This window comes from Sphingobium sp. AS12, from assembly GCF_019097845.1.
Classification (GTDB): domain Bacteria; phylum Pseudomonadota; class Alphaproteobacteria; order Sphingomonadales; family Sphingomonadaceae; genus Sphingobium.
In genome coordinates this window covers 96,672-119,260 of record NZ_JAHRGM010000024.1, presented here as the reverse complement: position 1 = coordinate 119,260, position 22,589 = coordinate 96,672, and the positions used below count along the sequence as shown (strand labels likewise).

Sequence of the window (22,589 nt, the reverse complement as noted above, 5' to 3'; positions counted from 1 at the left end):
GTCATGTTGTCCCCCGAAACGCCCATCCTGATCCTGACGACCGGTGGCACGATCGACAAAATCTATTTCGATGCCCTGTCCGACTATCAGGTCGGTGAAACGGTGATGGCCCGGCTGCTGGATGTGGCGCGGGTAAAGCGGCCCTTCCGGATCGAGGAGGTTGTGCGCAAGGATAGTCTGGAACTGGACGATGCCGACCGCGCGCTGATCTATGCCCGCGTCGCTGCTGCGCCGGAAAGCCATATCGTTATCACCCATGGCACCGACACGATGACCGACACGGCCAAGGCATTGGCGGATATTCCCGGCAAGACGGTGGTGCTGGTCGGCGCGTTGGCCCCGGCACGCTTTGGCGAAAGCGACGCGAGCTTCAATCTGGGCATGGCCTTTGCGACGGCGCAGGTGGCGCAGCCCGGCATCTATATCACGATGAGCGGTTCGGTGTTCCGCGCCGATGCGGTGGTCAAGGATCGCGCCAAGGGGGCGTTCGTGCCATTGGACGAGTGAGCCGCCGTCACCGCCCGGAACCGTCCCAACCCGTCGTGCATTATCCGCCCGTCTGAACGATGAGGAGGAGAGTTTCATGGCAGACTATCAGGAGCGTCCGGCAACGACGACGACCACGGTGATCGAAAAGCGCAGTGGCGGGGGCATGACCTTTGCAATCCTGCTGCTGGTAATCGTGGTGGCAGTTGCCGCCTTCTTCCTGGTCAGCAGCGAGACGAGCAATGATAATGCCGTTACCAGCGCTGCAACAGAAGTCGGGCAGGCTGCCAGCGATGTCGGTGATGCGGCCAAGGATGCGGTCGACACCAAGGGCGAATAAGCCCGCGCATCGCTGCACGAAAAAGGGCGCGCCTTTCGCAAGGCGCGCCCTTTTCGCGTCAATGGCTGATGTCAGCCTTCGACCTTGGCATATTTCGGCGCGGCTTCATTGAGGATCGCGAGGATCTTCTTGAGCGCGGCGGGTTCGTCCGTCTCTTCCATCGCCGCCAGTTCGCGGGCGAGGCGGCTGGACGCGGCCTCGAAAATCTGGCGTTCGGAATAGCTTTGTTCGGGCTGGTCGTCGGCGCGGAACAGGTCACGGGTCACTTCGGCGATCGACACCAGATCGCCCGAATTGATCTTCGCTTCATATTCCTGCGCGCGGCGCGACCACATGGTGCGCTTGACCTTGGGCTTGCCCTTCAATGTTTCCATCGATTCTTCCAGCGTCTTGTTGGACGAGAGCTTGCGCATCCCGACGCCTTCAGCTTTGTTGGTCGGCACGCGGAGCGTCATCCGCTCTTTTTCGAAGCGGAGCACATATAGCTCCAGCTCCATGCCGGCGATCTGCTCCTTTTGCAGTTCGATCACACGGCCCACGCCATGCTTGGGGTAAACGACATAATCACCAACGTCAAAGGACAGCGCCTTGGCAGCCATTTGGAACCTTTCCAATCAACCGGGGAACGGGGCCGTCGCGGAACATATGCGCTAGGGGCATATGCATGGGGGGTCCACGGCGCCACCGTCAGAACATGAAGCTAATTCTCCAGGGACGGACAGGAGGGTGTCCGACCGTTAAAAAGTGACATAGCAGATTCGTAACAAAATTACCACCCCCGGACATAATCGCCGGGAGTGCAAGGCAAAACGGACAGGGAGGGGGCGGCGCAGGGCCGCCCGGATCAGTCGCCGGAACCGGGTTCGGGCGAGAAAAACTTTTCTAGCTTGCCTTCCACGCCCTTCATGGCGTCGGCGTCGGCAGGCGCTTCGCCCTTGACTGTGATGTTGGGCCATTCAGCCGAATATTTGGTGTTAAGTTCCAGCCATTTTTCCAGGCCATTCTCGGTATCGGGCAGGATAGCCTCGGCCGGGCATTCCGGTTCGCACACGCCGCAATCGATACATTCGCTCGGATTGATGACCAGCATATTCTCGCCCTCGTAGAAACAGTCCACGGGGCAGACCTCGACGCAATCCATATATTTGCAGCGGATGCAGTTGTCGGTCACGACATAGGTCATTGTCAGGGCACTCTTGGTTGGAAAAGCGCGGTCCTGCTATGCGCAGCCACGCGCAAGGTCAATGAGGATAATGTTGGCCGCCTACAGCTTGCACTTCACTCCCCTACCGTCAGTTCCTCATAACAGCCCTGTGCCTCGACCGCCGGTCCGCGCCTGACCGGGAGTTGAGCTACCCGCACCACGCGCACACCCTGGCCATGGGGGAAGGTGATGAGGTCGCCCACGCGGATGGCGGCATGGGCGCGTTCGATGCGGCGGCCATTGACGCGGACATGGCCGTCCTCGGCCAGTTTCTGCGCGCTCGACCGGCTGGGGCATAGCCGGACGAACCACAGATATTTGTCGATGCGCAGTGTCGGGCCATGGCCGCCCACCGCGACCGGATCAGCCATTGCGGCCGAGCAGCGCGGCAAGACCGGCAAAGGCGTTGTTGGCGGGGGCCGCAGGCGCTCTGGCGGGGGTGGCGGCAGCGGGCCGCGGCGCGGGCTTGCCGCGTGGTTTGCCGTCGCGCGCCGGGGCGGTCTGCTGCGGTGGGCGCGCCTTTTGCCGTCCCTTGAACACCCAGTTGGACTTGCCCTCCTCTGCGCCTTCCACGGCACGGAAACCCGCGGCGCGCATCAGGGCGAGAAATGCGGCTTCGGACAGGCCGAGCGAGACGATCTGCGGGCTGGTGGTGGTGAAGGCTTCGCCCTTGGCAATAGTTTCATGCGCGGTGCGGGCCATGCGTTCGGCCAGGTCGATACGCAGCATCTGTTCGCCAAAGGTGCGGAAGCCTGCGATCCGCGCGCCCATCTGGTCGAATTTCTCGCCCGCCGGGATCAGGGTGAGGCCGGGCAGGGGCAAAGGCAGGCAGGGCTTGCCGATCCGCGCCGCGAGCAATGCGCCACGCCAGCGCGCCGCACCGGGCTTGAGCAGGCCCGGATGATAAATGTCCAGCACGCCGATATCGATGCCCGCCCGGCGCAGCAAATGGCGCTGGTCCTTGTCCAGATGGCCGAGGGCCGAATCGAGATCGGTGCGGGGGCTGACCCCGCCTGCGTCTCCCAGCTGCGCAAATACGGCGCGCACCACAGGTGGCACCTGCGGGTCGGCGGCGCTTTCGGCCATCTTGACCAGAGGCAAAAAATGCTTCTGCTTTTGCGCATCGACCCAGTTGGTCAGGCGCGATGTTATCTGTTTCTGCACATCCTGATCCAGCGCCAAAATCGCGCGATCCAGCCGGATTTCGGGCGTCAGCAGGGTCGGCCCCGCCAGCAATGCGGCGACCGGCGTACCGTTCCACGCGATGCCGGGCGCGTCGCCCGCTGCGTCCAGAAGCGCGAAATCCACGTCCGCCGCGCCGATCAATTCGTCTGCCTTCACCCGTAATACCTTTCCAAGGCGCCTTTCCGCCGCAGCCAACAGCAATTTCCTGTCCTGATGGCGCGTAGCGGGATCGACCGAGAATCGGAAGCCGTCAAGTCGCCCGATCGTTTCGCCATCTACACAGACGTTGCCCTCGGCTTCTACCGTCACGGGTAACTGGTTCACATTCTGGCCGATGTCGCGCAACAGCACAGTGGTGCGCCGGTCGACGAAGCGCTGCGTCAGCGCGGCGTGCAGGGCGTCGGACAGTTTTTCCTCCAGCGTGCGGGTCCGTTCGGCCATTTCGGCGGGATCGGCCAGCCAGTCGGCGCGATGGGCGATATAGGCCCATGTCCGCGCCGCCGCGATTCGGCCCGACAGCGTGTCGATATCTCCCTGCACCGAATCGAGCCGGGCGAGTTGCTGCGCGAACCAGTCGCGCGGGATATGACCGGTCCCCTCCGAAAGGAAATGCCAGATGCGGCTGACAGTGCGGGCATGATGGTCCGCGCCCAGTTTCTGGAAATCGGGCAGGCCGCAGGCGTCCCAGAGCCGCGCGACCTGCCGTTGGCCGCGCACCCGGTCGATGACGGTAGGGTCGGCGGCCATGCGCTTCAGGACAGCGAGATCGACCGCTTCGGGGGCGGCGCGCAGTTCGGGGCGGTCGGGCCGTTCCTCCAGATCGGCGATCAGGGTCGCCAGACTGTCCAGCCGGGGTGCGCCATCGCGCCAGTAGAGATGCTCGATAGGCGGAAAGCGGTGCGCCTCGATCGCTTCGATTTCTTCAGGGGTGAAGGCGGCATTGCCATCCTCGCCGCCCAGACTGCCGAAGGTGCCGTCCTTGTGATGGCGGCCTGCGCGCCCGGCGATCTGCGCCATTTCCGCGACGGTCAGGCGACGGCTGCGACGGCCATCGAACTTGCGCAGCGAGGCGAAGGCGACATGGGCGACGTCCAGGTTCAACCCCATGCCGATCGCGTCGGTGGCGACGAGATAATCGACCTCGCCGTTCAGGAACATCTGCACCTGCGCATTGCGGGTGCGGGGGGAAAGCGCACCCATCACCACCGCCGCGCCGCCGCGGAAACGCCGCAGCATTTCGGCCACCGCATAGACTTCTTCGGCGGAGAAAGCGACGATGGCGGAGCGTTTGGGCAGGCGGGACAGCTTCTTTGCGCCCGCATAGGAGAGGGTGGAAAAGCGCGGGCGGCCGATAATGTCGACATCGGGGATCAGCGATTTGACCAGCCGGGTGATGCTGGCCGATCCCAGGATCATCGTTTCCTCGCGCCCCCGTGCGCGGAGCAGCCGGTCGGTGAAAATATGGCCGCGTTCCGGGTCCGCGCCGATCTGCGCCTCGTCCAAAGCGACAAAGGCGTAATCGGACTGGAGGGGCATGGATTCGGCGGTGCAGAGGAAATAGCGGGCCTGTGGCGGCACGATCTTTTCCTCGCCGGTGATCAGCGCGACTTGGGCCGGTCCTTTGATCGCCACCACCCGGTCATAGACTTCGCGGGCCAGCAGGCGCAGCGGAAATCCCATCATGCCGCTGCTATGGCCGCACATGCGTTCGACGGCCAGATGGGTCTTGCCGGTATTGGTCGGACCCAGAACGGCGGTGACGGGCGAACGGGTGAACTGGACCATGGTCCATTCTGTCGGGCAGGACGGGGCCGGGGGCAAGCGGATTTAGCGGTTCCCTAGCTAGCCGCAATCCTGTCGGACCGCTGGCACTGTTCGTCGCACGGCCAAGTGTCACAGGGCCGTCTTAAATTGACTTTAACCTTGGGGGTTCACAACAGAGAGGCTCGACGCACGGCGCGCGGGGCCGTTGCGGACGCAATGACAAAAATGCCCTGGGGGTCGCGGGTTTGTTTCAGGAAAGCCAGTTCGGTTCGCAACAGGGCGGCGCGTCCATGTCGCTGTGGCTGGCCGATTCGCTCGCCCGGACGCCGGTAGCACCGCCACCGCAGGACTGGCGCGCGCGGTTGCGCGAATGGTCGGACGAGGTGGAACTGGTCCCCGATCTTGGCCAGCGCGTCGGCAGCCTGACATGGTTTCGTGGCCTTGCCACCTGTATCGGCCTGTGCGCCACCGCCCTCTATCTCTCGCCCGGTTTTCAGCCGGTGCCTGGTGCGCCCGGCGCGCTGCTGGGCGACAAGCAGTTTGACGAAGTACGCAGCCAGATGATCACGCCACTGGCGCTGGGAGCGGACAGTGGTCATCGCATGGGATCGACCGATGCGGTGCAGCCGCTGCGCCAGACGCCCGAACGGCCGCAGATTGAATTGAATGCACAGGTTGGCAGCAGCGATACGCTGTCCCGCGCCTTGTCGCGCGCTGGCGTCAGCGGCGGTGACGTCGCGACGATCAACGCGCTGGTCGGCGGGGACATTGCCGGCGGGGTGAAGCCCGGCACGCGGCTCGACATCATATTGGGCCGCCGCGCCAGTCGCGACCGGCCCCGGCCACTCGACCGGCTGGCGTTCCGCGCCCGGCTCGACCTGGGGCTGGAACTGACGCGGGCCGGTGGCGTGCTGTCGGTCAAGCGCATCCCCATCCGCGTCGATGATACGCCATTGCGGATTCAGGGCGTGGTCGGCGACAGCATCTATCGCTCCGCCCGCGCCGCCGGTGCGCCGCCCAAGGCAGTGCAGGCGTTCCTGCGGGTGATTGCGGGGCAGGTAGATCTGGGCGGGATCGGGGCCGGTGATCGCTACGACATCGTCACCGCCTATCGCCGCGCCGAGACCGGCGACGTCGAGGTGGGCGATCTTCTCTATGCAGGTCTGAAGCGCGCCAGCGGCAAGTCGGTCGACATGCTGCGCTGGACCAAGGATGGCCGCACCGAATGGTTCGAGGCATCGGGCGTAGGCGAACGGCGCGGCGTGCTGTCGTCGCCGGTCGCGGGACGCATGACGTCGGGCTATGGCCAGCGTCGACACCCGATCCTGGGCTATACGCGGATGCACGCGGGTATCGATTTCGCCGCGCGCTACGGATCGCCCATCTATGCCGTGACCGATGGCATTGTCGCTTTTGCCGGGCGGCATGGCGGGCATGGCAATTATGTCCGCATCCAGCATGGCGGCGGTCTTGCCACCGGTTACGCCCATATGAGCCGCATCGCTGCTGCGCCGGGGCAGCGGGTCCGCCGGGGCCAGGTGATCGGCTATGTCGGCTCCACCGGCCTGTCGACCGGTCCGCATCTCCATTATGAACTCTATCGCAATGGCGCGACGATCAACCCGCTGTCGGTGAAATTCACCACCACCGCGCAACTGGCAGACGCGGAACTGGCAGCGTTCCGCGCGAAGCTGGTGCAGTATAAGGGGCTGCAAGTCGGCCAGCAGGACCGCTTCGCGCAAAAGGTGGTGGCGCCGGTGGCGAGCGGGAAATAATCACATTTATCAATTCCTCACCTTTAAGGGCAGGGGAATTGCACATGACTTTTCGTTATCCCTACAACGTCATCCTGAATTTATTTCAGGATCCATCGTGCCCCAAAAACCGCCGCTGGAGACGCGAAATGGATGCTGAAACAAGTTCAGCATGACGATGAAGGTGAGGGCAGTTCAATATGCGATAGCCCTGCCCTTGCAGGGGAGGACTTCCTCAACAACCCGCTTTGCGCGCCGCGCTCCCTTGGCTAGAGGGCAGACATGACCGTGCCCATTACCGCCATCCTGCTCGCCGGATCACGGCCGACGCCCGATCCGCTGGCAGTAGCCGCAGGGGTGGCGATCAAGCCGCTGGTGCCGGTGGCGGGCGAGCCGATGATCAACCATCCTGCACACACGCTTCTGGCGCATCCGGCGGTGGGGCAGGTCATCATCCTGACCCAGTCTGCTGATCCCTTTGCTGCCGATCCTGCGACGGCGTGGTTGCTGACACACCCCCATGTCCGGTTCGAGCAGAGCGGCGTGGGGATTGCTTCCTCGCTGCTGGCGCTGCTGGAGCGGGGTGATGTGCCGTTTCCGATTTTGCTCACCACCGCCGACCATGTGCTGCTCGATAGCGCGATGCTTGACCAGTTCACGCGCGAGGCGGCGGGGGCGGACATTGCCGTCGCCATGGTGGAGCGGCGCACATTGCTGGCGCGTTATCCGGGGTCGCGTCGCACCTGGCTCAAATTTCGCGATGGCTGGTGGTCGGGAGCCAATATCTTCTGGTTCGGCAGTGACCGGGCGCGGCCCGTCATCGCTTTGTGGCAGGAGGTCGAGCAGGATCGCAAGAAGGGGTGGAAGATCGTGTCGGCCTTTGGTCCCGTCGCGCTGATCGGCACCTTGCTGCGCCTATTGACACTGCGCGGTGGCATCGCGCGGATCGGGCGGCGCTTTGGGCTGGTGGCACGGTTGGTCGCGATGGAGAAGGCCGAAGCCTGCATCGATGCGGACAAGGTGGACGATGTGGTGCTGATCGAACGGATCGTCGCCGCGCGAATAAGCACCTAGCCCCCTAATCTCCGTTCGTTTCGAGCGAAGTCGAGAAACCTGTGTGTGACGTTTCTCGACTTCGCTCGAAACGAACGGCGGTGGAGTTTCAGCCAAGAGCGACGATGCGCTAAGCCGCCTTGCGCGCGCCGTCGAGCTTGTCCAGCAACGCCTCAACATCTTGCGCCGGGATCGGGCGGCTGAAAAGATAGCCCTGGATTTGGCCGCATCCTTCGGCGCGCAATATGTCGAGCTGTTCGCTATGCTCCACGCCCTCAGCGGTGGTTTCGATCCCCAGCGCGTCGGCCAGCGTCGTGATCGCGCGGATGATCGCGGTTGCGCCCTTATGCTCCAGCAGATCGACGATGAAGCTGCGGTCGATCTTGAGCTTGTCGAAGGGGAAGCTGCGCAAATAGCTGAGCGAGCTGTAGCCGGTGCCGAAATCGTCGAGCGCCACCCGAACGCCCAGCGCGCGCAGACTGTGGAGCGAGGAGAGCGTCGCCTCCACATTGTCGATGAACAGGCTTTCGGTGATTTCCAGTTCCAGCCGGTTGGCCGCGATGCCGGACCGCGCCAGCGCCTGTAGCACCACCGCAGCCAGATTGGGGCTGCGAAACTGGATCGGCGATATGTTGACAGCAACACGGATATGGTCGGGCCAGGTCGCGGCAATGCGGCAGGCTTCGTGCAGCGCCCATTCGCCGATGGGGATGATCAGGCCGGTTTCCTCCGCCAGCGGGATGAAATGGACCGGCGACACCATGCCGCGCGTGGGATGTTGCCAGCGCAGCAGCGCTTCGAACGCGGTCACGCGATTTTGCGACAGGCCAAAGAGCGGCTGGAAATGCAGCGCCAGCTCGCCGTTGCGCAGCGCGTCGTGCAGGTCCGTTTCCAGCGCACGGCGCGCCTGCGCCTCGGCATCCATGGCGCTTTCAAAGAAACGATGGCTGCCTTTGCCCTCGCTCTTGGCGCGGTGCAGTGCGAGTTCGGCATTTTTGAGCAGGCTGGTCGCGTCCGCGCCATCCTGCGGGCTGAGCGCGATGCCGACGCTGGCGCTGACGATGATGCGATGGCCGTCTATGTCGAAGGGTTCGGCCAGGGCCGCGACGATGGCGCGACCGGCCTGATCGGCGGTCTGTCCGCCTGCGCGCAGTTTGACCGCAAATTCGTCCCCGGCCAGTCGGGCGACAAAGCCGCTGGGGCAGGTCGCGGCCAGCCGAGTGCCGACTTCGCACAGCAGGGCGTCGCCGACCGGGTGGCCAAGCGATTCGTTGATCGATTTGAAATTGTCGATGTCGATGCAGAACAGCATCAGATTGCCGCCCTCGGCACGGGTCAGGCCCAGCGCGACCTGTTCGCGCAGCATCGCCCGGTTGGGCAGGCCAGTCAGCGCGTCGTGAAAGGCCATGTGCGCAATCTGCGCCTCTCGCGCCTCGACCGCATCGACCATGCGGTTGAAGCTTTGCGCCAGCCGCCCGATTTCGTCGCGCGTCTCCACTTTCACCTGCGCATGTTCGCCTGCGCTCACCTTGCGCGCCGCGGCCTCCAGCGCGACGATCGGCTGGGTTAGGCGGCGGGAAGCGGCAAATACGCCAGCCACCGCCAGCACGCCGCCAACCGCGCCGAAGCCGAACAAGGCCCACAGGATCGGCGCATAACCTGCCATGGCGCGGGTCAGGCTATATTCCAGCACCAGCATTTCCGGCGCCGTCTTAATCAGCGTTTCGACTGGCCGGGTCTGCACCAGCATCAGTTCGCCATCGCGCATGACTTCGCGCATGCCGCTATCGGCCTTGTCTGCTCGCGCGACACGCGCCAGAGGCATGAGTTGCGGATGCAGGTCGATCGAGGAGAGTTTCGCCAGCGCGTTGAGGTCGGCTGGACCCATGTTGCGGGCGAATACGACCCAGCCGGTCAGAATCGGCGCTCGCACGGGCGCCGCGGCCGCGATATGGCTGTCGCTACCCCATCGCACGACGCCCTGCGTCCTACCGGCGTCGAGCGCGTCATATAGCTGATCCTGTTCCGGGCGACTCAAATCCTTGATGTCGCCCATCACCGTGCCATCGACCCGGACGAACAGCGCATGGTCGAGCTGGAAACGCCCTTCCAGACTGTGCAGCGCGGACTCGATAGTCGGGGCGTCACCGGTGCCGACCGCCTCGCGGAAGCCGAAATCGCTGGCCAGCACGTCGGCCCCCTGGCCAAGCTGGCGCAACTGCATCGCCGAGATCCGGTCGAACAGCGCGCTGCCGACATTCATTTCGCGCCGAATGACATTTTCAGCATAGATTTCGATGGCATTGCGCGTGCCGAACAGGGTCAGCGTCGTCACTGCGACGAACAACGCGCCATAAAAGAGCGTCATCCTGATCGTCAGGGTCGACCGCGCCGCGCGCCGCCAGCGCCGCCATCGTCTTTTCAGGCGAAACGCGCGGGTCATCTGGAGGCGCGTAACGCCAATGGGACGCTTTTGCTCACCGTACCGCTGCCGGGAATGGGCAGGTTGATCAGCAATTCATTATCCTTGCCCTTGAGCAGGGGGTGCCACACCGTAACCTGCGCCGTGCCCGTCGCCAGCCCGCTGATCCGCGCTTGCCCTGCGGCATTGCTCTTGGTGGCAAAGGGGGTGTCTACCACTTTGATGAAGCCGCTCATTGCGTCGTGAATGTTGCAGCCCAGTGCCACCGCGCCTGCGCTGGTGAACGTATAGCTGCGGCTTTCATCCTGCCCGAACAGCTTGATTTCAAACTTTGCTGGTTTAGAGAAGGAATAGACATGGTGCCGCACCTTGTCCTTGTTGGGGAATTTCACCGTCGCGCCAACGGGTACGATCAGCACATGGGGCGCAAAGGCGATATTCTGCTGCACCATGGTGGTACCCCAGGGGAAGCGGATCGGCCCTGCCGGAATGCCGCCTGCGGGACGAACCGTGACGACCGCGTCACTGACCGGGCGACCAGCGGAATCGACGATCCGAAGATCAAGGTCACCCGCGATTGCCGGGCTGGCGATCAAAGACAGGGCGACAAGGAGTAGGCGTGACTCGTTCATGGTTACGCTTGGTAAATGGAAATATTAAACAAATGTTTAGTTCATTTTGGATCAGATTTTCGGAGGGGTAGGGTGGCGAACCCTATCTTAACCATGATCTGCCTAATATCCGATCATGACCTATCTCCGTCCGCTCCTGCTTGCTGCCCTCATGCTGGCCGCTTTGTCGCCGCAACAGGGTATGGCCAGACCGATCCGAAATGGCGGAAAATTGCTGCTGACCAATGGCATCACGTCGCTGGAGGGGGCATCGGGTGGTGGCCTGACCCCCTGGGCGGTGATTGCGGGCAATGAAACATCTGACGGCATCGGCCTGTCGGCGCATGGCACGCTGGTGGAGGTCAAGGATTATGACTATCAGAGCGCTGGCGTGGCGATCGGCATCCGGGACCGGATCGAGCTGAGCTACACGCATCAGGATTTCAACACGAACGAGATTGGCGCGGCGCTGGGGCTGGGCAAGGATTTTGCCTTCTCGCAGGATATTTTCGGCGCGAAGGTCAGGCTTGCAGGCGATCTGGTCTATGACCGGCTGCCCGCCATCGCGGTCGGCGTCCAGTATAAGAACAACAATCAGGGCGCGATCGTCCGCGCGGTTGGCGCGAAAAGTGACAAGGGCGTCGATTATTATGCTTCCGTCAGCAAATTATTCCTCTCCCGCTCCATCCTGCTGTCCGGCACTGCGCGTCTGACCAAGGCGAATCAGATGGGGCTGCTCGGCTTTGGCGGCGGCAAGCAGGCCGGTCATACGCTCCAGTTTGAAGGATCGGCTGCCTGGCAATTGTCGCGCCGCATCGCGATCGGCGGCGAATATCGGCGCAAGCCCGACAATCTGAATATCGCGCGGGAGGATGACTGGTTCGACGCCTTCGCCGCCGTCGCCATCAGCCGCAATGTCACCGCGACCATCGCCTATGCCGACCTGGGATCAATCGCCACGGTCAAGAAGCAGCGCGGCGTGCTTTTCCAGCTCCAGACCGCTTTCTAAAGGACGCAACTCCATGTCCATCATCCTGTCGCTACTGCTGTTGCAGGCGCCCTATGCGCTGCCGGGCGAAACTGCCGTCGATCCCTATGTGGCCGATAACCGCCATGCCGGAGCCGCACCTTTTGAAGGGGACGGCATGGCCAAGGCCTTTGGCGGGCAGGACGGCATCCGCCGCATCGTCGACCGCTTCGTCGCGATCAACTTTGCCGATCCGGTCATTGGTGAGATATTCGCCAATCATGATCAGGTCCGCCTGAAGCGCACCTTGTTCGAGCAATTCTGTTTCATTCTGAATGCCGGGTGCAGCTACACCGGGCGCGACATGGCCAGCGCACACAAGGATCTGGGCGTGCAGAAAGCGGACATGAACCGTCTCGTTGAAACGCTCCAGCGGGCGATGGGCGAAGAGGGCGTGAGCTTTCAGGCGCAAAATCGTTTTCTGTCCAAACTCGCGCCGATGCGCCGCGATGTGATTGAAAAGTAACGTTACGCCTGCGGTCCGACGGAAACCCTTTCTCCATGCGCTCGTTTGATATGTGGAAATCACGCAAGGAGTAAATCAGATGGGTGAAGCAACAGACAAGCTGAAGGCCGCTGGCAACAAGGCCGCTGGTGCCGTCAAGGAAGGCGTCGGCAAGGCGACCGACAATGAGCGTCTGGAAGCCGAAGGCAAGGCGCAGAAGGCCAAGGGCACGGCGCAGGACGTCGCCGGTTCGGTCAAGGGTGCGCTCGGCGACAAGATCTGAATTTGAGTTGCTCCCAAGCAGGAGAAAGCCCCGCCCTTATCCGGCGGGGTTTTCTTTGTCCGCCAGATAGGCGCACACGTCTCGCCGTAGCTCGCCTGCGCACAGATACAGGGCGATGACATTGGGAATGGCCATCAGGAAGAAGCTGCTGTCCACAATGTCGACCACGCGGCCAAGGTCGATCGCGGCGGCGGGCGGCAGGGCGACGATGTAGAGGATCTTGTAGGTCCATTGCGCCCTTTGGCCATGGCCAAACAGATAGCCCCAAGCCTGCAAGCCATAAAAGCCCCACGCCACCAAGGTCGAGTATGCGAACAGGAACACCACGACCGCCAGCAGCCAGGGAAACCAGGGCGACACCTGCGCGAAGGCGGCGGACGTGATCGCAATCCCCTCCAGCCCTATATTCCATGTTCCGGCAACCACCAGCGCGAGTCCGCCGAGCGCGCAAACGATCATCGTGCCGAGCAGGGGTTCGAGCAGCGCGACCAGCCCTTCGGACACCGGATGCCGCGCCCGTGCCAGGCTGTGCGCCATCACCGCCGACCCGACCCCCGCTTCACTCGCGAACACGGCGCGGCGCATTCCCGCGACAAACGCGCCCACCGCGCCACCCGTCGCCGCCTGACCGCTCCACGCCCCGTTCCAGATCAGCGCCAGCGCGCCCGGAATGGCGTCCAGATGCAGGATCAGGATTGCCAGCACGCCCGCCAGATAGACTGCGACCTTCAGGGGGGTCAGCCTTTTGGCAACCTCCCCCAGCCAGGCCGCGCCACCCAATGTCACCAGCGCGACGGCTCCGGCCAGGAACACGCCATAGGCCCAGCCATTGGTGAGGCCGGTGACGACCTTCACCTGCGCGAAGCTCTGGTTCACCTGCACCATCGGGATCGCGCCGAACAGGGCGAAGAAGGCATAGGCGCCGCCCAGCATCATGCCGATCCTTGGCCAGCCGCGCGCGGCGCCGACGGCCTTTAACACATACATCGGCCCGCCATGAACATGGCCGACCTCGTCGAAGATGCGATATTTAAGGCCCAGCGTGACCTCCGCCATCTTCACCGTCATCGCAAACCAGCCGATGATGAACATCCACAAGATCGCGCCCGGCCCACCCATCGTCAGCGCCACCGCGACACCCGCAATATTGCCAAGGCCGATCGTACCGGACAGCGCGGTGCTGAGCGCTGCCCACTGGCTGACATCGCCCTGCGCCTCGCCCTTGTCCGGCTGGGTGCGCAGGATGCGGATCGCCCGTCCGACCTGGGTGACATTGGGGAAGCCCAGCCACAGGGTGAAGAACAGCATCGGCAACGCCAGATACAGCACGATCAGTTCGATCTGCGCCCCCGCCACAGGCACCTTGAAAAACACCGCGCCCGAAAGCGCGTCGATAAACGCATTGAAACTGTCCATCGCGCCGGGATGCCGCGAGGCCGCTGGAAAGTCGATGAAGAAAACTTGGGCTTTCTCTCATCCCGTTCGCCCTGAGCGAAGTCGAAGGGCTCGACCGAGCGCAGCGAGGTGCCTTCGCCTCCGCTCAGGCAAAGGCTTCGACTTCGCTCAGCCCGAACGGTTCTGGGGTTGATACCGGGCACATCTCCGGTGCATGAGAAACGCATGACCAGACGATATTTCGGCACCGACGGCATACGCGGGCGCACCAACGCATGGCCGATGACGGCGCAACTGGCGATGCAGGTCGGCATGGCGGCGGGCACCCATTTCCAGCGCGGCGACCATCGCCATCGCGTGGTGATCGGCAAGGATACGCGCCTGTCGGGCTATATGGTCGAAAATGCGCTGGTCGCGGGTTTTACTGCGGTGGGCATGGACGTGGTGCAGTTCGGGCCGATCCCGACGCCTGCCGTCGCGATGCTGGCCCATTCGATGCGCGCGGACCTTGGGGTCATGATCTCGGCCAGCCACAATCCCTATTTCGACAATGGTATCAAGCTGTTCGGGCCGGACGGCTACAAGCTGTCGGACGAGGATGAGCTGAAGATCGAGGCGTTGATCGACCAGCAGGTGCCGTTGGCCGCGTCCAAGGATATTGGCCGCGCGCGGCGGGTCGAAGATGCGCGCGGCCGCTATATCCATGCGGTCAAATCCAGCTTCCCCGCCGACCTGCGGCTCGATGGCCTGAAAATCGTCATCGATTGCGCCAATGGCGCGGCCTACCAGGTCGCGCCGTCCGCCCTGTGGGAACTGGGCGCAACCGTCGTGGCGGTCGGCGTCAATCCCAACGGCACCAACATCAATGACGGCTGCGGATCGACCGCGCCCTTGCTGTGCCAGGAAACGGTCGTGTCGTCGGGCGCGGATATCGGCATTGCGCTGGATGGCGACGCGGACCGGCTGATCGTGGTCGATGAGAAAGGCCAGATCGTCGACGGCGACCAGATCATGGCGCTGATCGCCGCCAATTTCGCGCGTGCGGGGACGCTGCGCGGGGGCGGACTGGTGGCGACGGTCATGTCCAATCTGGGGCTGGAGCGCTTCCTGACCGGGCAGGGCATCGGCCTGGAGCGCACCAGCGTGGGCGACCGCTATGTGCTGGAGCGGATGCGCAGCGGGGGCTTCAATGTCGGCGGCGAACAGTCGGGCCATATGATCCTATCCGACTATGCGACCACCGGCGACGGCACGGTGGCGGCGTTGCAGGTGCTTGCCGCGCTCGTGCGTTCCGGCAAACCTGCCAGCGAGACGCTGCACCAGTTCGACCCGGTGCCGCAATTGCTCAAAAATGTCCGCTTTTCTGGGGGCAAACCGCTGGAGCATGACGACGTCAAGCGCGTCATCGCGCAGGCGGAAGCGGAGCTGACCGGGGTTGGCCGTCTGGTCATCCGCCCGTCCGGCACCGAACCGGTGATCCGGGTAATGGCCGAGGGCGATCGCGAGGAACAGGTGCGCGACGTGGTCGATCGCATCTGCGCGGCGGTCGAGAAGGCGGCGGCGTGATGGGTGTTTCCAACCGTCATCCTGACGAAAGTCAGGATCCAGAGTCTCTCTCTCAGCGCCGGGCGCTCTGGATCCCGGATCAGGTCCGGGATGACGAGGATGGGAGTTGGCTCAATGCTTGAAATGCGCCCCGACTGCGAACGCTGCGGCACGGACCTGCCCGCCGATGAACCCGGCGCGTTCATCTGCTCGTTCGAATGCACATACTGCGCGCCCTGTGCCGAGGCACTGGACGATCGCTGCCCCAATTGCGGCGGTGAACTGATGGACCGACCGAGCCGCACAGGCAAGGCGCTGGCGGGCAATCCCGCGTCCACCATGCGCCATTATAAGGGATGAGCATCGCGCGCATCCTGATCATCGCCGGGTCCGACAGTGGCGGCGGTGCGGGTATCCAGGCGGACTTGAAAGCGGTCACGATGCTGGGCGGCCACGCCATGACCGCGATCACCGCGATCACCGCGCAGAATACGCTGGGGGTGCAGGGCGTGCATCCGGTGCCGACGGACATGGTGCTGGCGCAGATGCACAGCTGCATCAGCGATATTGGCGTGGATGCAGTGAAGATCGGCATGATCGGATCGGCAGAGACGGCGATGGCGGTGGCGGAACTGCTAACTGGCCTGAGCGACGTGCCGATCGTCTTTGATCCGGTGATGGTGGCGACCAGCGGGTCGGTGCTGGCCGATGCGGCGACAATTGCGGCGTTCGAGAAATTGATGGCGATCGCGACGCTGGTAACGCCCAATATTCCCGAACTGGCGGCATTGGGCGGCGAGGGCATTGCCGCGCGGTTCGGCACGCATGTGCTGGCCAAGGGCGGGCATGGCGTGGGTGCGCTGCTGGTCGACCGCTTGGTCGGGCCAGAGGGGCTGGTCACCGATTGGACCGACCCGCGCATCAACACGCCACATACGCACGGCACCGGTTGCACATTGGCGAGCGCGATTGCGACCGGGCTGGGACAGGGGATGGCGCTTGCTCCCGCGATTGCGCGGGCGCGGGCTTATGTGCGCGCGGCGCTGACGATCGCGCCGGGGCTGGGCGGCGGGCATGGGCCGATGGGTGCGCCGCCAGAATTTCTTGCGCATTTTCATGCCTGATTTCACCCATGAACTGCGCCATCATCCGGGGCTCGTCGCCGGGGTGGATGAGGCGGGCAGGGGACCGCTGGCCGGGCCGGTGGTTGCCGCCGCTGTGATTTTGCGCGCGGAGGATTGCCCGGAGGGGCTGAATGACAGCAAGAAACTCTCGGCCAGTCGCCGCGCGGCGCTGGAGGGGGAGATCAAGGCGCGCGCAATCTGCTGGGGGCTGGGGGTGGCCAGTGTCGAGGAGATCGATCAGATCAATATCCTCTGGGCGACAATGCTGGCGATGACGCGGGCGGTCGAGGCGCTGGGGCAGGATTGCCAGCATGTGCTGGTCGATGGCAACCGGGTGCCGGACTGGCGATGGCCCGCCACAGCGGTCATCGGCGGGGACGCGCTGTGCCTGTCGATCGCCGCGGCCTCCATTTTGGCCAAGGAAGCGCGGGACCGGATGATGCTGGAGGCGGCGGCCAGCCACCCCCATTATGGCTGGGAAAGCAACAAGGGCTATGGCAGCGCGCAGCATCTCGCCGCGCTGCGCACCCATGGGCCGACCCCGCTGCACCGGCGCAGCTTTGCCCCGGTGGCGCAGATGGTGCTGATTTAGGGCGGCCCAAACGAACGGAGGTGGCGCGACGCGCCGCCCTGTCCCAAGTCGGGACCGTTGCGGTAAAGCGATTTCTGCCCCTCTGGCGCGCGGCGGGCTTATGGTTAAGAAAGGTTTATGCTTTTCCCCCGGCTGTTCGTCCTGCTGTGCTGCCTGGCTATGGGCGTGCCGTCCGCGCGGGCGGAGCTGGCGGATATGCCGTTGGCACCCGGCGCGTTTCGCTGGGCTGACGATGGCGCTGCCAGCGGGCCGCTCTATTTGATCGTCAGCATCGCGCGGCAGCGTGTGCATGTCTATCGCGGTGACCGGCTGATCGGCGCGGCCAGCGTGTCGACGGGGACGAAGGGTCACCGCACCCCCACCGGCAGCTTCCCAATCCTGCAAAAGCGGCAGTGGCATCGCTCCAACCTCTACAGCAATGCGCCCATGCCCTTCATGCAGCGGCTGACCTGGGACGGCATCGCGCTCCACGCCGGGCATAATCCCGGCTACCCCGCCAGCCATGGCTGCATCCGCCTGCCCTATGCCTTTGCCCGGCAGTTGTTCGCGCTGACGCAGATCGGCACGCTGACGGAGGTGACCAGCAACCGGCTGAACGCCGCGATCCTGCTCGACCCGCTAGTGGTGGGTGATGCAGGGAGCAGCGTGGTGACGTTCGGGATGGGCGGCAGCGACAGGCGGACGGGCGCGGCGACGCGGGTGCCGCTGCTGGAGATCGACCCGGATATTTTCGGTGTCTGGGGTCGGCGCTGAGGGGGCAGGCGGGGTACGATTGCTGACAGGCAGGTTTGAAACACCAGCCGGGTTACGTAGACCTTCGCGCAAGCAGATTTTAGAAGCGTTCACGCTCGCCACAACCTGAAATAGAATGTCTGTTGTTGTATCAAATCATCGCCACCTGCATCATCTAGATGAAAATGCGCGATGGATGGAGTTCGGTTAGCAATGCGTTTGTCCTGCCCAGTATGTCTAACGCGCTATATCGTCCCGGATGATGCTATCGGAGAGGGAGGACGACAAGTCAGGTGCGCCGCTTGCAAAAGTTCTTGGTTTCAAGACGAAAATGGCGCGGTTCGGGAAGTAACGAACCAGAGTCGGCAAAAAGATAAACTATCTATTCTGGAAAAAAGTCGCAAGTCGGTCAATCAGCTGAAGTTCCATAACATATCTCCACCATTGAGCCCGCTAGGTGCGCAAGTCTATAATGGCCAGCTTGTCCGGCACGATCCGGGGGGAAGGGATGGATTCATGTCGTCGCCGGATAATATAGAAGCTGTGCGCCGTGACTGTCTGGAAGACGCACAGGCTCTCTGTTTGCTTTTGACCAACGCAGGAGAGGCATTCGAACGCAGGTTTGCTCGCATCCGATCGATTCTCTCTACAGAACTGACTGGACAAAGCTGTGTCCGTCTTGGCTGTCAGATACACGCCCTTCGCCATTCGCTTATAGGCATCCAAGACCAGTTACTCGAGTCCACAATCGGCGACATCCGTGCGTTCATCGACACCGCCAGCCGACTGACTGCCCAGCATTCGGAATGGCATAAATTTCTACATGAGGCGGAAGCAGCGAAGGCTGATGCCAAAATCGGCGATGCGGCGAAAGAGGCGCTCAAAAGGCTTGCCGACAACCAAGGTTCAGTATCACAGCCATTATTGGACGATATGAACGTTCTTGTCGAAGACAATGGAGATGAAGATCCGATATCTTCCTTTTTCCTAGTTCGGGCTGCGCAAAGTCTTTACAGCGCCATAGCGCGTGCGATCATCGCTCGTTTTGATGGCATCATGCAGCAGGTCAAACAAGGCGTAGATAAAGGTGCGGCCTTGGCTCTGTTGGGTGGCGGGTTAATTTTAGCATCTGCGGCGGCGGCTGGTCCATTGAACGAGCTTGCCATCCGCTATCCTGAGGACTTCTCTTGGGTTCAAAACTTCCTCGAAGCTGTAAAAGCAATCAAAGACTTTATAAGCTGATTATCTGGCGGATGCTTCCTCCATCCACCATCTGATGATGCAATCGACGCCATTGCCCTGCCCCTCACTATAAGACTGTCACGGAGCAACAAGCTGCTCCAGCCCATGCTCAATAGAGGCGAGTGGTGCTGTTAACGGCAAGGGCAGGCTTTGCACCTGCGCCCCGCACCTCCAGAGTGCTAACTGGCTGCTTACAGGAACTATCTTATCGAGCGCGGGCGACCAAAACTGGAGTAACTCGGCCACTCCCCAACCCACAAAAAAGCGGCCGATCCGTCCCCGGATCGGCCGCTTTACATATGTCCAACTCGCTGTCGGACTTATCTCGTCACGCTGCCTGTGCGGCTTCTTCGCTCGCGGGCAGGCGGATCAGATAGTCGAACGCCGACAACCCGGCCGTTGATCCAGCACCCATGGCGATGACGATCTGCTTGTAAGGCACCGTCGTGCAGTCGCCTGCCGCGAAGATGCCCGGCACGCTGGTTTCGCCGCGGGCGTCGATTTCGATTTCGCCGCGGGGGGAGAGGGCGACGGCGTCCTTCAACCATTCGGTGTTGGGAACCAGGCCGATCTGGACGAAGATGCCTTCCAGTTCGATGTCATGTTCGGTGCCGCTGTTGCGGTCCTTGTAGGACAGGCCGGTGACGCGTTCGCCATTGCCGTCGACCTTGCTGGTGAGCGCCGAGGTGATGATCTTGACGTTGGGCAGGCTGGCGAGCTTACGTTGCAGCACCGCGTCGGCGCGGAGTTGGCTGTCAAACTCGATCAGCGTCACATGGGCGACGATGCCCGCCAGGTCGATCGCGGCTTCGACACCGCTATTGCCGCCGCCGATCACCGCGACGCGCTTGCCCTTGAACAGGGGGCCGTCGCAATGGGGGCAATAGGCCACGCCTTTGTTGCGATACTCTTCCTCGCCCGGCACGCCCATCTGCCGCCAGCGCGCGCCGGTGGAGAGGATGAGGGTGCGGCCCTTGAGCGACGCGCCATTTTCCAGCACGACCTCATGATAGCCGCCTTTGGTGCGGGCGGGGATCAGCTTGGTCGCCTTTTGCAGGTTCATGATCTCGACATCATAATCCTTCACATGGGCTTCCAGTGCGGACGCCAGCTTTGGCCCTTCGGTGCGGGACACAGAGATGAAATTTTCGATGTCCATCGTGTCGAGCACCTGGCCCCCGAAGCGTTCGGCGGCGACGCCGGTGCGGATGCCCTTGCGCGCGGCATAGATGGCTGCCGCAGCCCCGGCAGGTCCGCCGCCGACGACGAGAACCTCGAAAGGCTCCTGTTTCCGGATCTTCTCGGCGGCGCGGGTGGCGGCGCCGCTATCGATCTTCGCGACGATCTGCTCCAGTTCCATCCGGCCAGAGCCAAAGGGTTCGCCGTTCAGGAAGATGGTGGGGACGGCCATCACCTTGCGCTCGTCCACCTCCGCCTTGAACAGCGCGCCGTCGATGGCGACGTGGCTGATGCGGGGGTTGAGGACGCTCATGAGGTTCAAGGCCTGCACAACATCAGGGCAATTCTGGCAGGAGAGGGAGAAATAGGTTTCGAAGGCGAAGTCGCCGTCCAGCCCCTTGACCTGTTCGATCAGGTCCTGCGCGGCCTTTGATGGGTGACCGCCGACCTGGAGCAGGGCGAGGACGAGGCTGGTGAATTCATGGCCCATCGGGATGCCGGCAAAGCGCACGCCGATGTCGGTGCCGACGCGGCGGATCATGAAGCTGGGGACGCGCTTGTCGGTGCCGGTGGTGACGGTCACCTTGTCGGACAGGGCGGCGATTTCGTTGAGCAGATCGCCCAGTTCGCGCGATTTATTGTCGTCACCCAGAGAGGCGACGAGTTCGATCGGCTCACGGATGTTGACCAGATAGGCCTTGAGCTGCTGCGTCAGGGTGGCGTCGAGCATGGAATAATCCTTACGTTAGATACAAATATGGCCCGGAGCGGAGGAGAGGTTCCACTCCGAGCCACTTTGCGACCCGCTTGGGGAACCGTTATTTAGATTTTGCCGACCAGGTCGAGCGAGGGGGCGAGGGTGGTTTCGCCTTCTTCCCACTTGGCCGGGCAGACTTCGCCGGGGTGCGCGGCGACATATTGCGCAGCCTTCACCTTGCGCAGCAGTTCGGTCGCGTTGCGGCCAACGCCTTCGGAGGTGATTTCCATGAACTGGATCACGCCTTCGGGATCGACCAGGAAGGTCGCGCGATCGGCCAGGCCAACGCCGGGGCGCATCACGTCGAAATTGTTGGTGATCGTACCCGACTGGTCACCCAGCATATAATAGTTGATCTTGCCAATGGCAGGCGAGGTGTCGTGCCAGGCCTTGTGGCTGAAATGGGTGTCGGTCGATACCGAATAGACTTCGACGTTCAGACCCTGGAGCGTCGGGTAGATGCTGGCCAGATCTTCCAGCTCGGTTGGGCAGACGAAGGTGAAGTCGGCGGGGTAGAAGAAGAAGATCGCCCACTTGCCCTTCACGTCCGCGTCGGTGACGTCGACGAACTTGCCTTCTTTATAGGCGGTCGCGGCGAACGGCTTGATGGTGGTGTTGATAAGAGCCATGGGCTTGTCAGGTCCTTCTGAGGGGTTGCTGTTGCGAACACCATGTAGGGAAGGCGACGGCCCAAGGGAAATTGGTTTTCTCGGACTTGGATAGTGAGAAAAGCGATCACGGCCTGTCGGATTGATCGACCCACTCATCGCGCCATTGGCCGAGTGCCAGCATCATGGCGCGTTCGACCATGGCCTGCGCTTCGTCCGCCGAGAATGTTGTCGAGTCGAGGCAGATTTCCAGCCAAAGGCCATCGACCAGCGCAGTCAGACTGATCGCGGCGAGCCGGGCGCGGTCCTGCGGCATTTCCGGCACGATAGCGCACAAAAGCGATTCGAGCTGGGCGCGGGTGCCGCCATAGACGTCGGCATGGATGGCGGCGATGCGGGGGTCGGTCTTGACCAGACTCCAGAAGGCGGTCCAGGTCGCGAGCAGATCGGGATCGAGGATCGGCGCGCGGAAATTGGCCTGGAGGCAGGCGCGCAACTGGTCACGCGGATCGGCGCCCGCTTCCTCGACCGCCTGTTCGAGCGCAGCGGAGACTCGCGCACCGACATCCTCATAGGTGGCGACGATAAGCGCATCGACGCCATCGAAATAATGGGTGAGCAGGCCCGACGACACGCCCGCGCGGGCGCAGATGGCGCGGACGGAGGTGCCGGCGACGCCTTTCTCGGCAAGGCAGCGTGCGGTCGCCTCGATCAGGGCCTGCCGTCGCACGTCCGCCGTCTCGCGGATGAAGCGCGCTCTTGGTTTGGAAATTACGCTACGTTTTGCTAGATTTTCTGTCATCGTTCCCCCCGAAGACTCACTTTGGGGTCTGGCGGCGTG

23 protein-coding genes and 1 pseudogene are annotated in these 22,589 nt (G+C 63.0%); 14 read left to right on the top strand and 10 right to left on the bottom strand.

Annotated features, from left to right (window positions below; genetic code table 11):
• The first annotated feature begins 3 nt into the window (after nt 1-3).
• Together KRZ98_RS09445 and KRZ98_RS09440 are read left to right on the top strand one after the other, a co-directional pair.
• The gene (locus KRZ98_RS09445; protein WP_217673314.1) at nt 4-507 is read left to right on the top strand and encodes an asparaginase domain-containing protein; all 504 of its coding nucleotides are present in this window, start codon (nt 4-6) and stop codon (nt 505-507) included.
• Nucleotides 508-583: 76 nt separating this feature from the next.
• A complete protein-coding gene (locus tag KRZ98_RS09440; protein WP_217673313.1) occupies nt 584-826 on the top strand; it encodes a hypothetical protein in 243 nt (80 codons plus the stop codon).
• A 71-nt stretch (nt 827-897) separates the two neighbouring features.
• On the opposite strand, the gene KRZ98_RS09435 is transcribed toward KRZ98_RS09440, so the two are convergent.
• The 4 genes from KRZ98_RS09435 to KRZ98_RS09420 form a co-directional block, all read right to left on the bottom strand.
• Nucleotides 898-1,425, bottom strand: coding sequence for a CarD family transcriptional regulator (locus KRZ98_RS09435; protein ID WP_017182186.1), 528 nt, complete (start codon nt 1,423-1,425; stop codon nt 898-900).
• A gap of 245 nt (nt 1,426-1,670) precedes the next feature.
• Complete coding sequence (gene fdxA / locus KRZ98_RS09430; RefSeq protein WP_119749816.1) at nt 1,671-2,009, bottom strand: ferredoxin FdxA; 339 nt, start codon at nt 2,007-2,009, stop codon at nt 1,671-1,673.
• 95 nt (nt 2,010-2,104) lie between these two features.
• Entirely contained in the window at nt 2,105-2,401 is a 297-nt protein-coding gene (locus KRZ98_RS09425; protein ID WP_217673312.1) for an RNA-binding S4 domain-containing protein, read from the bottom strand.
• Nucleotides 2,394-5,000: a helicase-related protein gene (locus KRZ98_RS09420; RefSeq protein WP_217673311.1), complete on the bottom strand. Its 2,607-nt coding sequence runs from the start codon at nt 4,998-5,000 to the stop codon at nt 2,394-2,396. The genes KRZ98_RS09425 and KRZ98_RS09420 overlap by 8 nt, the downstream gene beginning before the upstream one ends.
• 224 nt (nt 5,001-5,224) lie before the next feature.
• Here KRZ98_RS09420 and KRZ98_RS09415 point away from each other — a divergent pair, with 224 nt between their 5' ends.
• Nucleotides 5,225-6,754: a M23 family metallopeptidase gene (locus tag KRZ98_RS09415; RefSeq protein ID WP_217673310.1), complete on the top strand. Its 1,530-nt coding sequence runs from the start codon at nt 5,225-5,227 to the stop codon at nt 6,752-6,754.
• Between the two features lie 261 nt (nt 6,755-7,015).
• Entirely contained in the window at nt 7,016-7,807 is a 792-nt protein-coding gene (locus KRZ98_RS09410; protein WP_217673309.1) for a nucleotidyltransferase family protein, read from the top strand.
• A gap of 109 nt (nt 7,808-7,916) precedes the next feature.
• Here KRZ98_RS09410 and KRZ98_RS09405 read toward each other — a convergent pair whose 3' ends face one another.
• Together KRZ98_RS09405 and KRZ98_RS09400 are read right to left on the bottom strand one after the other, a co-directional pair.
• A complete protein-coding gene (locus tag KRZ98_RS09405; RefSeq protein WP_217673308.1) occupies nt 7,917-10,229 on the bottom strand; it encodes a bifunctional diguanylate cyclase/phosphodiesterase in 2,313 nt (770 codons plus the stop codon).
• Nucleotides 10,226-10,840, bottom strand: a complete 615-nt coding sequence (locus KRZ98_RS09400) for a methylamine utilization protein (protein WP_217673307.1) — start codon at nt 10,838-10,840, stop codon at nt 10,226-10,228. The genes KRZ98_RS09405 and KRZ98_RS09400 overlap by 4 nt, the downstream gene beginning before the upstream one ends.
• 115 nt (nt 10,841-10,955) lie before the next feature.
• Between KRZ98_RS09400 and KRZ98_RS09395 the strand changes: the two genes are divergently transcribed.
• The 3 genes from KRZ98_RS09395 (at nt 10,956) to KRZ98_RS09385 (ending at nt 12,574) form a co-directional block, all read left to right on the top strand.
• Nucleotides 10,956-11,828 carry a DUF3034 family protein gene (locus tag KRZ98_RS09395; protein ID WP_217673306.1) on the top strand — a complete coding sequence of 291 codons (873 nt, stop codon included), beginning with the start codon at nt 10,956-10,958 and terminating at the stop codon, nt 11,826-11,828.
• A 13-nt stretch (nt 11,829-11,841) separates the two neighbouring features.
• Complete coding sequence (locus tag KRZ98_RS09390; RefSeq protein ID WP_217673305.1) at nt 11,842-12,312, top strand: group 1 truncated hemoglobin; 471 nt, start codon at nt 11,842-11,844, stop codon at nt 12,310-12,312.
• Between the two features lie 79 nt (nt 12,313-12,391).
• Nucleotides 12,392-12,574 carry a CsbD family protein gene (locus KRZ98_RS09385; RefSeq protein WP_217673304.1) on the top strand — a complete coding sequence of 61 codons (183 nt, stop codon included), beginning with the start codon at nt 12,392-12,394 and terminating at the stop codon, nt 12,572-12,574.
• A gap of 36 nt (nt 12,575-12,610) precedes the next feature.
• On the opposite strand, the gene KRZ98_RS09380 is transcribed toward KRZ98_RS09385, so the two are convergent.
• Nucleotides 12,611-13,990 carry a sodium:alanine symporter family protein gene (locus KRZ98_RS09380; protein ID WP_217673303.1) on the bottom strand — a complete coding sequence of 460 codons (1,380 nt, stop codon included), beginning with the start codon at nt 13,988-13,990 and terminating at the stop codon, nt 12,611-12,613.
• Nucleotides 13,991-14,194: 204 nt separating this feature from the next.
• On the opposite strand from KRZ98_RS09380, the gene glmM reads away from it, so the two are divergent.
• The 7 genes and pseudogenes from glmM (at nt 14,195) to KRZ98_RS09350 (ending at nt 19,204) form a co-directional block, all read left to right on the top strand.
• A complete protein-coding gene (gene glmM, locus KRZ98_RS09375; protein WP_217673302.1) occupies nt 14,195-15,535 on the top strand; it encodes a phosphoglucosamine mutase in 1,341 nt (446 codons plus the stop codon).
• 114 nt (nt 15,536-15,649) lie between these two features.
• The gene (locus KRZ98_RS09370) at nt 15,650-15,874 is read left to right on the top strand and encodes a DUF1272 domain-containing protein (protein WP_217673301.1); all 225 of its coding nucleotides are present in this window, start codon (nt 15,650-15,652) and stop codon (nt 15,872-15,874) included.
• On the top strand, nt 15,871-16,638 hold the full coding sequence (thiD, locus tag KRZ98_RS09365) for a bifunctional hydroxymethylpyrimidine kinase/phosphomethylpyrimidine kinase (protein WP_217673300.1): 768 nt from the start codon (nt 15,871-15,873) through the stop codon (nt 16,636-16,638). Before KRZ98_RS09370 ends, thiD begins: the two co-directional genes overlap by 4 nt.
• Nucleotides 16,631-17,230, top strand: coding sequence for a ribonuclease HII (locus KRZ98_RS09360; RefSeq protein ID WP_217673299.1), 600 nt, complete (start codon nt 16,631-16,633; stop codon nt 17,228-17,230). The genes thiD and KRZ98_RS09360 overlap by 8 nt, the downstream gene beginning before the upstream one ends.
• A 117-nt stretch (nt 17,231-17,347) precedes the next feature.
• Nucleotides 17,348-17,983, top strand: a complete 636-nt coding sequence (locus KRZ98_RS09355) for a L,D-transpeptidase family protein (RefSeq protein WP_217673298.1) — start codon at nt 17,348-17,350, stop codon at nt 17,981-17,983.
• A 192-nt stretch (nt 17,984-18,175) separates the two neighbouring features.
• Nucleotides 18,176-18,289, top strand: a pseudogene (locus tag KRZ98_RS24040) (MJ0042-type zinc finger domain-containing protein); the annotation flags it as partial.
• Nucleotides 18,290-18,478: 189 nt separating this feature from the next.
• A complete protein-coding gene (locus KRZ98_RS09350; protein WP_254798280.1) occupies nt 18,479-19,204 on the top strand; it encodes a hypothetical protein in 726 nt (241 codons plus the stop codon).
• A 328-nt stretch (nt 19,205-19,532) separates the two neighbouring features.
• Here the strand turns inward: KRZ98_RS09350 and ahpF are convergent, their stop codons facing one another.
• The 3 genes from ahpF to betI all read right to left on the bottom strand — a co-directional run bounded on the left by ahpF (nt 19,533) and on the right by betI (nt 22,550).
• Nucleotides 19,533-21,113: an alkyl hydroperoxide reductase subunit F gene (gene ahpF / locus KRZ98_RS09345; protein ID WP_217673296.1), complete on the bottom strand. Its 1,581-nt coding sequence runs from the start codon at nt 21,111-21,113 to the stop codon at nt 19,533-19,535.
• A gap of 92 nt (nt 21,114-21,205) precedes the next feature.
• Nucleotides 21,206-21,769 (bottom strand): alkyl hydroperoxide reductase subunit C, encoded by a 564-nt coding sequence (gene ahpC / locus KRZ98_RS09340; RefSeq protein WP_217673295.1) that lies wholly within the window; start codon nt 21,767-21,769, stop codon nt 21,206-21,208.
• A gap of 106 nt (nt 21,770-21,875) precedes the next feature.
• Entirely contained in the window at nt 21,876-22,550 is a 675-nt protein-coding gene (gene betI / locus KRZ98_RS09335; protein ID WP_217673294.1) for a transcriptional regulator BetI, read from the bottom strand.
• Between the last annotated feature and the right edge of the window lie 39 nt (nt 22,551-22,589).